Annotated in this window: 11 protein-coding genes and 3 pseudogenes; 8 read left to right on the top strand and 6 right to left on the bottom strand. The window is 56.8% G+C overall.

Going from position 1 to position 14,725, the window contains the following annotated elements:
- Position 1: 1 nt before the first annotated feature.
- The 5 genes and pseudogenes from QZ268_RS03260 to QZ268_RS03285 all read left to right on the top strand — a co-directional run bounded on the left by QZ268_RS03260 (position 2) and on the right by QZ268_RS03285 (position 3,297).
- Complete coding sequence (locus QZ268_RS03260) at positions 2 to 667, top strand: hypothetical protein (RefSeq protein WP_295447878.1); 666 nt, start codon at positions 2 to 4, stop codon at positions 665 to 667.
- Positions 668 to 742: 75 nt separating this feature from the next.
- A pseudogene (locus QZ268_RS20155) lies at positions 743 to 1,798 on the top strand (restriction endonuclease subunit S); the annotation flags it as partial.
- A gap of 4 nt (positions 1,799 to 1,802) precedes the next feature.
- Positions 1,803 to 2,491: pseudogene (locus QZ268_RS03275) on the top strand (type I restriction endonuclease).
- On the top strand, positions 2,492 to 2,662 hold the full coding sequence (locus tag QZ268_RS03280) for a hypothetical protein (RefSeq protein ID WP_295447883.1): 171 nt from the start codon (positions 2,492 to 2,494) through the stop codon (positions 2,660 to 2,662). It abuts the pseudogene before it with no gap.
- Positions 2,663 to 2,688: 26 nt separating this feature from the next.
- Entirely contained in the window at positions 2,689 to 3,297 is a 609-nt protein-coding gene (locus QZ268_RS03285) for a hypothetical protein (protein ID WP_295447886.1), read from the top strand.
- Between the two features lie 468 nt (positions 3,298 to 3,765).
- Here QZ268_RS03285 and QZ268_RS03290 read toward each other — a convergent pair whose 3' ends face one another.
- On the bottom strand, positions 3,766 to 6,039 hold the full coding sequence (locus QZ268_RS03290) for a calcium-binding protein (protein ID WP_295447889.1): 2,274 nt from the start codon (positions 6,037 to 6,039) through the stop codon (positions 3,766 to 3,768).
- A gap of 36 nt (positions 6,040 to 6,075) precedes the next feature.
- On the bottom strand, positions 6,076 to 6,618 hold the full coding sequence (locus QZ268_RS03295) for a hypothetical protein (protein WP_295447892.1): 543 nt from the start codon (positions 6,616 to 6,618) through the stop codon (positions 6,076 to 6,078).
- A 170-nt stretch (positions 6,619 to 6,788) separates the two neighbouring features.
- On the opposite strand from QZ268_RS03295, the pseudogene QZ268_RS03300 reads away from it, so the two are divergent.
- A pseudogene (locus tag QZ268_RS03300) lies at positions 6,789 to 7,510 on the top strand (transposase); the annotation flags it as partial.
- Between the two features lie 215 nt (positions 7,511 to 7,725).
- On the opposite strand, the gene QZ268_RS03305 reads toward QZ268_RS03300, so the two are convergent.
- Positions 7,726 to 8,625, bottom strand: coding sequence for an alpha/beta hydrolase (locus QZ268_RS03305; RefSeq protein ID WP_295447896.1), 900 nt, complete (start codon positions 8,623 to 8,625; stop codon positions 7,726 to 7,728).
- Between the two features lie 37 nt (positions 8,626 to 8,662).
- On the opposite strand from QZ268_RS03305, the gene QZ268_RS03310 reads away from it, so the two are divergent.
- Positions 8,663 to 9,673, top strand: a complete 1,011-nt coding sequence (locus tag QZ268_RS03310) for a helix-turn-helix domain-containing protein (RefSeq protein WP_295447900.1) — start codon at positions 8,663 to 8,665, stop codon at positions 9,671 to 9,673.
- A gap of 275 nt (positions 9,674 to 9,948) precedes the next feature.
- On the opposite strand, the gene QZ268_RS03315 is transcribed toward QZ268_RS03310, so the two are convergent.
- From QZ268_RS03315 to QZ268_RS03325, 3 genes are all read right to left on the bottom strand, one after another.
- The gene (locus QZ268_RS03315) at positions 9,949 to 10,407 is read right to left on the bottom strand and encodes a DUF3237 domain-containing protein (protein WP_295447903.1); all 459 of its coding nucleotides are present in this window, start codon (positions 10,405 to 10,407) and stop codon (positions 9,949 to 9,951) included.
- Positions 10,388 to 12,691, bottom strand: coding sequence for a TRAP transporter fused permease subunit (locus tag QZ268_RS03320; RefSeq protein ID WP_295447907.1), 2,304 nt, complete (start codon positions 12,689 to 12,691; stop codon positions 10,388 to 10,390). The genes QZ268_RS03315 and QZ268_RS03320 overlap by 20 nt, the downstream gene beginning before the upstream one ends.
- Positions 12,692 to 12,758: 67 nt before the next feature.
- Positions 12,759 to 13,814: a TAXI family TRAP transporter solute-binding subunit gene (locus QZ268_RS03325; RefSeq protein WP_295447910.1), complete on the bottom strand. Its 1,056-nt coding sequence runs from the start codon at positions 13,812 to 13,814 to the stop codon at positions 12,759 to 12,761.
- 150 nt (positions 13,815 to 13,964) lie between these two features.
- On the opposite strand from QZ268_RS03325, the gene QZ268_RS03330 reads away from it, so the two are divergent.
- Positions 13,965 to 14,489, top strand: coding sequence for a MarR family transcriptional regulator (locus QZ268_RS03330; RefSeq protein WP_295447913.1), 525 nt, complete (start codon positions 13,965 to 13,967; stop codon positions 14,487 to 14,489).
- The last annotated feature ends 236 nt before the right edge of the window (positions 14,490 to 14,725 follow it).

Genomic DNA, 14,725 nt, shown 5'->3' on the forward strand with positions numbered 1-14,725 from the left:
AATGCAGAACTGCGATTTTGCCGGGTTTGGAACCGCATTAACCGCCGTGACAGCCGCGCATGACGATGCCGATCTGCACGCGCTGGCCAAAACCGTGACGACGGATATCACCGCGCTGACAGCCAGCGCCAAAGCCGCGCAGGCCGCGCATTGGGAAAACGCCCATCGCGACAATGACGGGCTGAACGCCTCTCGCGCCGCGTTTGAACCGGTGGCGGATCAGGCCAAGGCCTTGGTCAAAGAAATCGACCACCTGTTTAAACTAGCAACCCGTGTGCATGACGCCGATGTGGCGGCGGGCACCAAAGCGGCCGAGGGGAAAAAGCGGCTGAACGCATTGGATGCCGCGCGCCATGGCGTGACCGAACATTTGAAAGACGCGCGATATTTCCACACACAGGCGGATTGGCTGCAAACCCGTTTTCCCGATGCCACGCTTTGTGATGTTGAGGGGCTGGTGAAGCTGGTCGATCACACGAACCTAGAAGAAAACGACTGGAGCCTGACGCCGGGCCGCTATGTTGGCGTTGCGCCCGAAGAAGAAGACGAAGATTTCGACTTTGAGGAGGCCCTGCGCGATATTCACATCGAAATTGACGGTTTGAATGCCGAGGCGGCGGAACTGGCGGAGACGATCTCCAAGAATTTTAAAGAGTTGATCGTATGAGTTGGGATGATTGCACGCTTGGTGACGTAGTGACGCTGAAAAAGGGGGCATGACCTACCTAACGCGAAACGTGTAGCGGGCACAGTTCCTGTCGTTTCTTCATCTGGGTTTACTGGGCTGCATAATGAAGCCAAAGCCAAGCCACCCGGCGTTGTGACAGGTCGATATGGAACAATCGGAGAAGTTTTCTACGTAACCGAGCCTTTTTGGCCGTTAAACACTGCCCTGTATGCGATTGATTTTCATGGAAACGATCCTTGCTTCGTTTCATATTTCTTGCGAAATCAGTTGAAGGATTACCAAAGTAACAAAGCAGCGGTTCCTGGAGTGGATCGCAACGTTCTGCACAAATTCCCTGTGCGTTGCACCGATTCTCAAACCCAAAAACACATCGTTTCAGTTCTCTCCGCCTACGACGACCTGATCGAGAACAACCGGCGGCGGATTGGGTTGTTGGAGGAAGCTGCGCGGCTTTTGTTTCGCGAATGGTTCATCCATTTTCGCTTTCCCGGCCATGAACAAGTCAAGATCATCGACGGCGTGCCCGAGGGTTGGAAACAACATACCTTTGGATGTTTGTTCGACTTTTCTGGCGGTTTTGCATTCAAGAGCTCAACTTATACTGACGATGGCAGGTTTAGCGTCGTTACAATCAAGAATGTTCACGACGCGGAATTTGTTCCAGAGTGTCCTTCGCGGGTTGATGAAATCCCGCAGAAAATGAAAACAAGGTGCCGCCTTTCCACCGGTGAGATTCTGCTTTCTCTAACCGGTAATGTTGGGCGCGCATGTGTTGTTTTCGGGGAAAACTATCTTCTCAACCAACGGGTCGCAAAGGTGGTTGGCAAAGAAGGCATATCGGATCAGTTTGCTTACTGGACATTCAGCAATTCAGATACACAGAAGCAATTGGAAAATCTTGCATACGGCGTGGCGCAGCTAAACCTGAGTCCAGTAAAGCTTTCCGAAAGACCGTTTGTCCGTCCTTCGCAACATCTCATGGACGATTTTACGGACATTACAGAACCCATTTTTGAGCAATTGATTAAGATAAACCTGTACACCCAAGAGCTCACCAAAGCCCGCGACCTTTTACTCTCCTGTCTGATGGACGGCAGATTAGAAATTTGAAATTATGAACGATTATACTGAAGACAGATTAGCCCAAGCCACCCTCGCAGATTATTTGCAGGACGAGCTCGGCTGGGAGTCCGTCTTCGCGTTCAATACCGAAACCTACGGGCCGGAAGGCACGCTTGGCCGCAAGTCCGACCGCGAGGTAGTGCTCACCCGCCACTTGGGAGAGGCCTTGATCCGCCTGAACCCTGGCTTGCCGGATGAGGCCTACACCTACGCCCTGCGCCAGATCACCGATACGCTGGCCTTTCAATCCACCGTCCAAACCAACAATGAAAAATACAAGATGATCCGCGATGGGGTGGTCGCCAGCTACAAGAAGAATGGCGAGATCAAGAAAACGCGTCTGAAGATCTTTGACTACGCTACCCCCGAGAACAACAACTTTCTGTGCGTGAGATGTGGGTGAGCGGCCCTAACGGCCACCGCCGCCGCCCCGACATCGTCGGTTTTGTCGACGGTCTGCCGCTGATGTTCGTGGAGTTGAAACGCCCCGACAAATCGCTTCGCCGCGCCTATGACGACAACTTCAAAGACTACATGGACACGATCCCGCATCTCTTCCACTTCAACGCCTTTGTGGTGTTGGGGAATGGGATTGAAGCCAAGGTCGGATCGATCAGCGCCAAGTACGAGCATTTCATTGATTGGAAGCGTCTGGCCGAGGGCGAAAAGGGCGTCGTTTAGATGGAAACCCTTGTGAAGGGTATCTGCACCAAAGCCAACTTCCTCGACATCTTTGAGAACTTCATTCTGTTCGATGACAGCACCGGTAAGCTGGCCAAGATCGTTGCGCGTACAAGACGCTTCAAGATGATCGTGACAGTGGGGATACTTCTGAAACAATCCAGAAACTGAATGCTATCGTCAGTAATGCGATCGACGTGAGGGCCGATGCTGAATACGATGACAAGGTCTTTGATATTTCAAGAATCAATTTCGATCAGCTTCGGAAAGAGTTTTCGAAAAGCGAAACCCAACGATCCGACGTACAGGACATGAAAACGGTGGTTGAGGATCGACTGCGGAAAATGCTGGAGCAAAACCCATTGCGTACTGATTTTCAAGAACGCTTCGATGAGATTGTTCGAGACTACAACAAGGAAAAAGACAAAAACACGATTGAAGCCACGTTTGAAGCATTGATGCGATTAACTGCTGAGATGAGTGCAGAATCCAATAGATATGTGAAGGAAGGATTGGAAAGCGAGGAGCAGCTTGCTGTCTTCGACATGATTCTGAAGCCTGACTTGTCCAAATCAGACATCAAGAAAACTAAGTCGGTCGCGGTTGCGCTGCTCAAGTCGCTCGAACAACAAATGCATGATGTTCAGGATTTATCCGGGAAGTCATCCACACGTGATCGCTTCCGTCAGTCAATTTATGATCATCTTTATGATGATAGAACTGGCCTTCCTGTCGATGCTTACTCCGAATCCGATCTTTTAGAAAAAACTAATCGGTTGTTTGAATTTTTTCTCAACGAGAATTAGTGAGCATGGCGCGCCCTTTGGGTAAGTGAAAGCACATAACCGTGCCGCGAGATGTGGGTCCGTGACCCGTTTGCGCTGCGATCCCTTCGGACACCTTACAGTTAAGAGTAACTGCAAGATGTGTGTGGTAGTACCACACGATCTTGACAAGGGGGATGCTGCGCTCCCCCGTTGTATCTCCTCCGCCGCCGAGTAGGTCTGGCGCGTCTTGCGGCGGATGCTTTCGACCAGTTTGTCAGCTGCGTCTTTCGATGTTCCGGGCTTCTTGTTCATCTTCGCTCCTTAAAGGCTACGATGAACCAGAAACCCTCCGTTGTTCAAATCCTCAGATCTGTTCCAAAGGGGCTGACGTCAGACAGGCTGGTGGAATACGTGCTGACCCGGAAGCTAGCCTAGAAACACCCTCGTCTGGCTTCGTGCTGGCCGGGGGCGACCACTTTTCTTTTTTTCTACGAGTTCAAAGACGTGTTAGACAAACAGGAAATTGTCGCTGTCCGCTATTTCACTAACAGTCATATCCTCGACAGTAATCTCAACATTGCGGAAACTTACTAGAACGTCGTCACCTTGCTGCTCAAAGTCTAGCTGACGCAGCCTCGATGCACCTCGTCCGATTTGAATGTGATCGATGCCGACCGCAAAGTCCGTGATCGTGTCGTGTCCGTCGCCGCGATTGAACACGAAAGCATCGCGACCAGATCCACCTGTGAGTACATCACTGCCTTTTTGGCCCTGCAGTACATCACGGCCCCCACCGCCGTTCAGGAGATCGCTGCCCTTTCCCCCAAACACCTTGTCACTCCCATTGCCGCCAAACACCTTGTCATTCCCATTGCCGCCTTTCAGAGTGTCACCTCCGCTACCGCCAAAGAGTTTGTCCCGACCGGAATTGCCAGATATCGTGTCGTTCCCGACATGTCCCTTCAGTGTGTCGCGGCCTGCGCCGCCACCCAATTTGTTGTCAAATTCATTTCCGGAAATGCGATTATTCTGTTCATTACCGATGCCCGCGATGGCAGCGTTTTCCCCAACCAATAGTTCCAGGTTTTCGATATTTGAATTTAGAGCGTTGATAGAGACGGAGGACCGCACCAAATCGGTACCTGCGTCAGTGTGTTCGAATGCTATGTCACCGCCGTCAATCATATAGGTGTCATCGCCTAATCCGCCGGACATAGAATCATTGCCACCCCGGCCGTCTAGAAAGTCGTCACCGTCACGCCCAAACAAGAAATCGGTTAATGATGTTCCAACGATGGTATCGTTAAGATCGCTGCCGGTAACTTCGATAACATCTGTGAAGTTTTCCCAGCCGATGAACGAAAACCCGGACAGATCGGCGCTCCCGTCAGTAACCTGCACGATCAGGAACTCTCTGGACCCCGTCGGAACTAGGGATTCGAACACTGCGTCTGGGGAAAAGCCAGCAGAATTGATCTGGCTTGAGTCCAGGCGAACGGTTGTTCGGCCCGAAATATCGCCCATTCGCACCCCTTCAACCGAGGTAAGGTCTACACTTGTGAAGTCATAATCCCCCTGAAAGAAGATAACAAATTCATCGGTGCCTTCACCGCCGTCATAGATTTCACCGGCCACCAATTCAGATGGGTCGACCAAGAGGAAAAAATCGTCTCCACCTTCTCCAAACTGCCTGTCCAGCCCTGCGCCGCCTTCTAGGTCGTCATCGCCGCCGCCGCCCCTGAGCGTGTCGTCCCCCAAACCGCCAAACAGCCTGTCATTGCCGCCGTTGGCAGTCCCTATGCCGTCAATGATGCGCTGATCACCGAACAGTTGATCATTGCCTGCACCGCCAATCAAACTGTCATCACCGCCAAATAGCACTGCGCCATCCTCGACCGTGCCAACGTCGCCAACCAAGACATCGTTGAGGTCAGTGCCGGTAATTGTGTCGTTACCACCTGTTGCAGTCGTGGCGTTCGATACCGCATCGCCAAACGCGGTCACAGCCCGCGTACTGGTGGAGAAGTCCATAATGTCATTGCCACCAGTCAGCGTTCCGATGGCCCGCTCAACATCACCAGACGCAATGTCTTTTGGTGCCAACCCCGAAATGCTGTCGTTGCCGCCCTGCAAGGTGGCAGAAAAACCAACGGTGAAAAAATCTCCGAAGTACTGCGTACTGCTATATTCGAAGCTGCCATCAGTCGTGTTCAGAGGCGGTTGAGGCTCAGATTCAAATAGGCGCATGACATCATTGCCACCTGTCACATTGCCTGAATTCAGGTCTCGTCCGTCACCGGCAACTTCGTTGTCTACGCGCTGATTAAGCGTGAAATCGTCGTCCCCATCAAAAATGAGCGACCAAAGCTCGTCTGTATCGAGGCCTGGAAGTGAGGCCACATCGAGATCTAGATCACTTATTGTGAGGCTGGATTCACGGGTCTCAACACCTACCGGGCGGCGTACGCGCACCCCCCATTCCGTTCCAACAATGAGCGTGTTGATGTTCCCGGCCGTTGGGAAAACCAGGTCACCGACATCCTCGCCATAAACAAACCCGCTCCCCTGAAAATGGGCCACAGTTTCTACACTTCGGGCCGTGAGGACGCCTTTGAAAGCTGTCAGCCTGAGCTGGATGGTGGCCTGAAATTCGTTCTCGTTGGCGATTTCGCGCACGTCATCCCCGGTCGCGCCCTCCGGTATCGTTCCATTGATCGCGAGAGGATCGTTGTAGAACATCGATTGGCCAGGTGCCAATGATTGGGAAATGACGGTGGCCATTGGAAGAATCCTCTTCTTGCGCTACTAGTTAACACTTCAAGTTGCTTTGGCAGGGCGAACCTTGTCGGCTGAAAACTCATAGGTTCCCCCCATGTACTGGAACCCCATTTTCGACAGAAAACGATGCGTTTGCTTCAACCGAAACCCAGACGTCACTTGCACGCCAATCTTTTTTGCACCGCCATTCACTGCGCGGCGCATCAGCGATCGCAATAGCATGAAACTAGCTACGGTATGTCGGGCTTCGGGCTGGACATAGAGCGCCTGACAGGACACCATGATATCTTCAGAAAAAAAGTCTTCCACAGCAATGGAGTACAAAAAACCAGCAAGGTGTTCGTCCGCGCCTTGTCTGCGCGAGGCAACCAGACTGAGATCGCCATTTTTGCCTGTCAGAGCGTGTTCAAAACCGCGATCAAACTTACTTTGTTTCAGGTGTTTGTCGGGACCAGAGATTTCAGCGTAGGCTGATCGGCATAACCTTAGGATCTCCGCGCGATCCCTTTCTTCGAGTTTGCGAATTTCGATATTTGAGTTTCCGAGAACACGTCGAGCTTGGCTGCGAGCAGAGTATTCCAACTAGAAGTTCTCCATCAAAAGTACTTACCCCCTTCAGGGGTGTTCGAAACAAGTTAGCTGATAAAATTTTGATGAATCCTAGGGTGAGCTTGGGAAATAGTCCACCAAAATGATCTAGTGAATCGCCCCGAGTTTGTCGGAGACCATCAACTTAGGTATGGATGATGGTTCTGACAAAAAGCAAAATGGCAAATCGCTACTCGCCTGAGGTCCGCGCCCGCGCCGCCCGTATGGTGTTTGAGCATCAAGGCTCTTATGAGACGCAGGCGGGTCCGATCGCCGCCATTGCGCCCTAGATCGGCTGTATTCCCCAGACCTTGAGTGGATGGGGCAAGCAGGCCGAGACAGACAGTGGCATACGCGACGGTGTCACGACCGCGGAACGTGATCGCATCAAGACCCTGGAACGAGAGAACAGTGAACTGCGCCAGGCGAATGAAATTATCCGCAAGGCGTCAGCGTTTCACCCGCCACTCGAACCCGTGGCGTGACGGGGTCTACTTTGCGCAGGCGGAACTCGACCGCCCGCTGAAGCGATGATCGCCTTCATTCACTGCCCGGCAGGGCATTGCGCAGCAATCTCCCGAGAGGGAACATTCCATCACCGCCTGGCATGCCTCGCTGATCCGTCCAAAGCTTTGGCGCGGCATCAGCGTGACACGGAGCTGCGGCCTGAGATCAAAAGGGTCGCCACGGGCAATATCTATCCATTCGCTATACCGAGCGTTTGGCCGAAGCAGGCATTGAACCATCGGTCGGCAGCGTCGGGGATTCTTACGACAACGCCCTCGCTGAGACGATAAATGGTCTCTAAAAAACCGAACTGGTCCACCGCCAGAGGCTATGGCGCAACATGCAGGATCTGGAAATGGCCACTCTCGGCTGGGTCGATTTGGACCTGTCACGGTTTGATGCCGCTCCTTTGATAGCAATTACTGCAACAAAGCGCTCCACATACTGGTGGACGTTTGTTTTGAGCGCCATCGAGACACCGTGACGCGCGGCTAGTTCGGGATCCAGTTGGGTGGGTTCGCTGACGACAGGCAAAAGCTCCACCGCCCCGTAAACAAGCGCGGTGGAGGCCTTTTGACCCTGGCTCAGGTCAAGTCATGCGACGCCCAGATGTTCGGCGAACCATGCACATTGCGCCGGGGCCGAGATATCGAACGGCGCATCGGTATAGGCCTCGAAATGTGCGCAGTCGAGGATCAAGAGTTTCTTAGGCTCCATGGCATTTTCATAGGCCCGCAAGGTCAGATCCGCTGGCGTCAAATGATCATGACGGCCCGCGACCAGCATCAAGGGCGTGGGCGCGATGCGCGACACCCAGTTTCCGGGCTCATATTCGGTAAACAGCTCCATCGACCGCAGGGTGATGTCGTTTTCCCATGCGCCGCGGTCCTGGTCGCTCAAGCCAAAGAAAAACTCCCGGCTGTCATCTGTCGGCAAGGCGCAAGGGTCGCCTTCTTTCTCACCAACGACCGGCAGGCGGAGCGGCGCGTCGCCGTTCAACCGCCCGGTGCGATCTGCTGCAAATCCGGCACGTAGGCCCGCCCAGTGATCGGAACGCACCAGCCGCTGCGCATTTTCCAGACCATAGACAAGCGGTACCTGGCTGACGACGCATTTGACCCTTCGATCCTTGGCCGCGATCACCAGAACATGCCCGCCAGAGTAGCTGGACCCCCAAATGCCGATCTGCTCGGCATCGACGGCATCCAGTTGCTGCGCATAGGTAATCGCGTCGCGATAGTCCGAAATCTGCTGGTCAGGGTCGATCTCGCCGCGCGGCTGTCCGCCGCTGCTGCCAAGGTTGCGGTTGTCGTAAACCAGCACGTTCATGCCGGCTTTCTGGAACGTCTCGGCAAAGCCTGACAGGTGCATTTCCTTGGTCGCCGAGAACCCGTGCGCCATGATGATACAGGGCGCTAGGGTCGCTTCGGCTTGGTAGAACCAGCCGACAAGTTCGGTGCCATCTTCGGTTTTGAAGCTTACATCTTTTCTCATGAAATCCTCCCATTTCAGATACAGCAGTGTGCATGCGATGGACGCCCCGATCTTGACTGTCAGTGCATTATTGTTTGATCGTGGGTGCAAGTCGGGAGGGAAATTGATGGCCATAGAGCGCTGGACCAACGCCTTGGAAGACAAGGCGCACCAGTTTGATGCGTGGAGTGAAGGGTTGAATGCTTCGCACCATACCTGGTCTTTGGGTGCGAGCCGGGGGCACCGCGCGGATGGGTTTAAGGCGAATGTCTCTTCGCGCGTTGGGTCAGGGTTTTCGATTATCCAATGTGGTTGTGATCCGTGTCATGGCACCCGTGGGCGCCGGGAAATCGGGTACAGCGATGACGCGTATTTTGGCCTGCTTGGACTGAGGTCTGGTCGTGAACACGTGGTTCAGGAGGATCTGCCGGTGACGCTTACGGCGGGCGATATGATGGTCTGGGATGCCTCCTTGCCGTGCCATTTCAAAACCGAAGGGCCGATTAATAAGACAACGCTGTTCATTAGCCGGAAACTGCTTCGCGATATCACAGGATCTGACGCCTTGACCATTGGCCGCTTGGATGTGTCCGGCGGATGGGGCGCGCTGTTGCGGGACAGGATCCTGTCGCTGCCGCCCGTGCTGAGCGACATGGATCCGGCTGCATTCTCGCGGCTCGGGCGAACCTTGATCGAAGAGGTCGGTTTGCTGGCGCAAGTTAGTCGCGATGTAGCCACGCCACGAGCCGCTCTTATGGCGCGGGTCGACAGCGCAATTGGCAAACACTTGCACGACCCCGATCTGGGTCCCGCTGACATCGCGGCCAGCGTTGGGATATCGGTCCGTTACCTGCACCACCTCTTCGTTGATGAGCCTGATACCTTTCGGGTGAGGCTGATCGCAAAGAGACTTGATGCGATCTCAAGGGTGCTGCGCCAAAGTCCAGAGCGGTCGTCATCTTTGACTCAGGTTGCCTTTGCGCACGGCTTTTCAAGCTCCGCCCATTTTAGCCGCGCGTTCAAACGCCGCTTTGGTGTCAGCCCGAGAGACTATCGTCACGCGAACTAAGCGTGTCGCACACTCTGAGGGAGTTTCTGGGGAATAAGTCGCTAAACTACTGCCCCGCAATGGGTAGGCGTCAAAACGGGCGATGTGTGCTTGCGAGCAGCTGAATTCCTCGCTGGATCCCTAACGTCCAACCATAGCTTTCCTGCCCTATCCCCCCTGAAACAAGTACCCAGGCTCGCTAACCTCATGATCCTGTTCTGCCCAGTCACGATATCGGTCATTCGTCACGACCCTAGGCTATCCCCGTTCCACATACTCCGCCTATGATTCCCGTTTCAATTCAGACTGAACAGATCGACGATGACGCTTGCGTTGCGGCGTTGGCCGGTTCCCACGAAAAGGGTGCGGTTGACCCAGTTGTAGCGCTCGTCTCCGGTTTCCAGCAGGGCGTGGGTGCGCATGTAATAGCTGTCGTGCGGCACGTCCTCGCCCCGGGCAATCGCTGCGATCACCTCGGGCGGGCCATGGCGAAAGCCATAGTTGCGGATCTCGATAGTCGCACCGTCATCGGTTTCCATCGCGTAGCGGGTGTCCAGCTCGGCGGTGCCGTCCCCGAAGATGGTTTGCCAGTCGGCACCAAGGTTGAGGATCGTCCCGTTGACCTTCGGGCCGCTGACCGTACCGCCGATGATCGGGATGATCCGGCGATGACCAGCCCGTCCGGGGCCCATTTCGCGGATCGGACCAAGCTTCACTTCGAGGCGGAAGGCGAATTCAAGTAGGGGCGGGTTCATTTGACCTCCGAGACAGAATAATATGCAGACTGATCAGCGACAGCCCGGCGACAATGCCGACCCACATGACGGGATCGGTCTTCCACATGATGAGAACCGCAAGGAGCAGCCTGCAGGCAATTTCCCAAGCGCGCATCGGGCCACGGTCAAACCGCGCCAGCGCCGAGGCCACGAGATACAGCGCCAGGATCAGCCGCAGCGACAAAAGCCCAAGGGCAGCCAGTTCGACCTCGCCGCTATACCCTTCGATCAGGGTCTTGGCGCCGCTTTCGTCGGTGATCATCACCGCCTCGGGGATCAGCAAAAGCTCGGGGTACCAGGCAAAGATGAAGGGGATCGTGAACATGACGATTCCCACGCGGACGGCGGCAAAGCCGGTGCGCATCGGCTCGGCCCCGGTGATCGAGGCTGCGGCAAAAGCAGCGACGGCGACGGGCGGCGTGATTGCTGATGCGACCGCGAAGTAGAAGACGAACATATGGGCGGTGAAGAAGCTGACGCCAAGGTTGGTGAGCAGCGGCCCTAGCAGCAGGGCCACGTTCACATAGGCCGGAACCGTGGGCATCCCCATGCCCAGCAGGATCGCGCAGAACATGGCGCAGGTCAGCGCCAGCATCAGGTAGACGCCACCGACGATCGGTACTTCTAAGCCAAAGATCCGCAGCACCTGCGCCTTCTCCAGCCAGGAGGTCACAGCGCGCGTCAGCTCTCCGGTCAGGCCGCTTTCGTTCAGGAAGGCCGAGATGATCGACACCGCGAACAAGAGCAGGAACAGGCGCGAGATCAGCAGCCCGCCATCAGCCAGGGAGGCAAGGATCTTTGACGGCTTAGCCCGCGTCTCGGGGTCCAGCAACAGCAGCGGGATCAGGACGGCGACCGCCCACCAGCCCGCCGACACGGCGTCGCCAGTCGAATTGGTGATCGTGCGGAGGGCCGCGTCCGGCAGGATGGCAGCGAGCAGGCCGCCGCCGATGGCGTCCTTGCTGCCCAGAAGCAGAAACAGGATCGTCGCGATCGGCACGATGATGATGATCAGGTTGTACCAGTCCTGCCGGACCATGATCAGGTCGTCGGGGACCTCGCGCATGGCCTCGACCTTCTCGCGCCGGGCCTGGAACATGACGGCCAGGAAGATCGAGAAGAAGAAGAACATCGCGGGCAGGAAGGCGGCGGTGATGACCTTGGTGTAGGGCACCGCCGTCAAAGCCACCAAGACGAAGGCCGCGACCCCCATGACCGGCGGCATGATCTGCCCGCCGGACGAGGCTGCGGCCTCGACCCCGCCGGCGAACTGCGGTGAAAACCCGTTACGGCGCATCATCGGGATTGTCAGGCGACCGGTGGACAGCACGTTGGTCACTGGACCGCCGGTAATGGTGCCGAACATGGCAGAGGATACGATGGCCGCATGCGCGGGCCCGCCGCGCAGGTTGCGCGTGGCCCGCACCGCCAGCTTGATCAGAGATGTGCCGCCCGCCGAGGTGCCGAACAGAGCACCAAGCACCACATAGGGAAAGACCTGGTTCACGACGATGTCCATGAAACGGCCCATGAAGCCGTCAGGGGTCACGAAGACGTTTGTCGCTTTCTGGATCGCGGCGGCAGTCGGATCGCCGCCCTCGGCGCCCAGCTTGGTCAGCAGGAAGTTGTTATCCGACAGATCGAAAACCCAGATCAGCGCCGTGCCCACAGTGTACAGCACGACGATGCTGGCCACCGCCACAAGCGGCAGGCCCCAGATGCGAATGTTGTAGAGGAAGAACAGCGTGATGATCGTGAACAGCAGCGGCAGAATCCAGACCCCGAAACGGGCCTGACAGGCGGGCACCTCGGCCTCGAACGAGATGCCGGGGATCGCCCCTGCTGAGCGTTCCGCCGCGTCCTGGATCAGCCGCGCGCGTTCACCGGTGATCTGGTCGATCAGGCAGATGGAATCGATTTCGACCAGAAAGCCGAAGGCGGCAAGAAAGGCCGCGATCACCAGGCCGACATCCAGCATCAGCCCAAACCAGGCGAGTTGAGGTTTGTCCAGCTTCCACGCCCGGTAGACGCTGGCATCCAGCGCCACGATCACCATCATCAGCATGAAGACGGGGGGGTAGAAATACTCGGGCGGGAAGTTCGACACCCGGAAGAACGGCCGCCCTGTGACATCCCGCGCCCAATCCTGCAGGCCGGGGATTTCGGGCATGGTGTTGGCCATGCCGACAAAGACCAGCACCAGCGACAGAAGTATCGCGATGCGCCGGCCAAGCGGCAGGATGATGGATGTCTGAGATGTCATTGCGCACAAGTCCCCAAGGGAGAGGCCGAAAACCAGCCCCTCCATGTTGTTCAAGCAAGTTCAGGCGTTATGGACGCAGGCAATCGGCGACCGTATGGCCCGCCTCTTCAAAGGCGCGGATCGCGCCGGCGTGCATCTTGACCTGCACAGCTCCGCAGGCGCCTTGCGACACGCCGTCGATGTCCCCGAAACTGAGCCGCGAGAACGGACCGCGCGGCGATCCTTCGATGAACCGGCGTTCCCCGTCCAGGTAGGCTTTGGTGATCCGGTAGGCCAGATCCTCATCCATCGAGGCGTTGACGATCTGTCCGAATGCGGTGGCGTAGGTGTCGAAGGTATCGTCGTCGGTCACGACGGTGATGTCATTGCCGGCATAGGCGTTGCGGAAATCCTCGACCGGCAGCGAATAGGGTGCGTGGCCGGGCGCTGCAACGATCTGCTGGCCCAGCGTGCTGGCCAGAAGATCGGAGGGGATATCATGCATCGTGATTCCGCCCGCCGCCGCGATGGCGATCTGTCGCCCCGAGGGCAGCCCCTCGGGTGAGGTCCAGGCATCGGCGCCGCCACCGGTGATGGTCGATACCGCGTCGGGCCAGGGGGTCTGGATGCCCTCATAGCCCTCGCCGTCCTTCAATCCCGACAAGAGCTGAACCATGGCCCGGCCCGAGGTCAGCGCGGCGCCGCGCGGCGGGCCGTTCCAGATCCGCAGGCCGTCCAGGGCACGGATGTCCTCGACCGGGTTGTTGTTGTAGTAGGCGAAGATCTGCGCCGACCCTGAATTCCAGAAGATCACCCGCAGGTTTTCGGCCAGCCTAGCGCCATCTTCGGCACCGATACCGCTATAGGGGCCAATGCCGCGGGATAGCAGGAATGGCAGGATCAGCGGCGCGGGGGCCATGTCAAGCTGGCCCTCGGCAACGGCCTGCACCGAATTGGTTAGCGTTGCGCCTTCGGTGATCTGAAGCGTCGCAACGCCCGCACTGTCGAGGATCCCGGCCAGAGTGGTGTCGATGTAATGCGGGGTCGACCCCGGCGTGGTGGTTTCCGCTGTCAGCGTCGCCTGTGCGGTCGCCGCTATGGGCGCGATTGCTAGCGCGGCCCCGATTATCACTGTCTTGATCATACTGTCCTCCCTTGAACCCGTGCCTTCCTCCAAAGGCACGCAGGCCCGGTTTCCCGGAGCCCCACACAAAGGCTTGCAGAAATTATATGACTTGTCACGCAAAATCTTTTTCTCCATGATTTGCCAGATGACCAGATGAGAGGAGAAGCCGTGACCGAACAGGGAAAAATAGACGCCGACCAGGTGCGCGCCCGGATGGAGCGTGAAGGCCTGAACATCTTTTCGCGTCTGCCGGCCGTCTACGCCGCGTCACGGACCCAGGGCCGCAAGTTCCTTGACCTCGCCGGGGGGCTGTCGATCGTCGAATGGCGGACACTGTGGGATCTTGTCGAAGCCGGGCCGATGACCATCCGCGATCTTGCCGCGATCCAGCGCGCGGATCATTCGTTGCTCAGCCGCGCCCTGCCGGACATGCGGAAAAAGGGCTACGTCGCCATGCAGCGCAGCAGCCAAGACGCGAGGCAGACTATGGTAGAGATCACGTCGCAAGGGCGTGCCGCCTATGATCGGGCGGCCCCGGTCATGGCCCACCGCCGCGCTGCCCTAAGGGATGTCTTCACGGAAGAGGAAATAGCTGACTTCGCCGGCTACCTCGACCGGCTGGAACAGTTCCTGCGCATTCCGGTCGAACAGCTTGTTGCGGACGGGATTGCACGCAAGGACCCCACAAAGTGACCAAATGCCCCAACGCCCTGTGGATCATGGCGGACTCAGCAGAGTTGTTTCGGACAGATCACCCGCTAGCCTTTCAGTGAGAGCTACGAACCCTCGAAGGTCGTGTCGCGAAGGTGGTGGAAATTTGAAGGTGGCGTAATCTCCGGGTGAACTGAACCCACCCAACCGGCGGCAGCAACCGCCAGGGAGATCACGCCATGAAGAACAATACCGACACTGCCGCGCTTTCGCTACTG

The organism is uncultured Pseudophaeobacter sp., from assembly GCA_905479575.1.
In the GTDB taxonomy this organism is placed as follows: Bacteria; Pseudomonadota; Alphaproteobacteria; order Rhodobacterales; family Rhodobacteraceae; genus Pseudophaeobacter.

Coding starts and splice junctions, on each gene's coding strand:
- QZ268_RS03315 (WP_295447903.1), bottom strand. CDS start 10,407: ATGAACCCGCCCCTACTTGAATTCGCCTTCCGCCTCGAAGTGAAGCTT.
- QZ268_RS03305 (WP_295447896.1), bottom strand. CDS start 8,625: ATGAGAAAAGATGTAAGCTTCAAAACCGAAGATGGCACCGAACTTGTC.
- QZ268_RS03280 (WP_295447883.1), top strand. CDS start 2,492: ATGGAAACCCTTGTGAAGGGTATCTGCACCAAAGCCAACTTCCTCGAC.
- QZ268_RS03260 (WP_295447878.1), top strand. CDS start 2: ATGCAGAACTGCGATTTTGCCGGGTTTGGAACCGCATTAACCGCCGTG.
- QZ268_RS03320 (WP_295447907.1), bottom strand. CDS start 12,691: ATGACATCTCAGACATCCATCATCCTGCCGCTTGGCCGGCGCATCGCG.
- QZ268_RS03290 (WP_295447889.1), bottom strand. CDS start 6,039: ATGGCCACCGTCATTTCCCAATCATTGGCACCTGGCCAATCGATGTTC.
- QZ268_RS03325 (WP_295447910.1), bottom strand. CDS start 13,814: ATGATCAAGACAGTGATAATCGGGGCCGCGCTAGCAATCGCGCCCATA.
- QZ268_RS03310 (WP_295447900.1), top strand. CDS start 8,663: ATGGACGCCCCGATCTTGACTGTCAGTGCATTATTGTTTGATCGTGGG.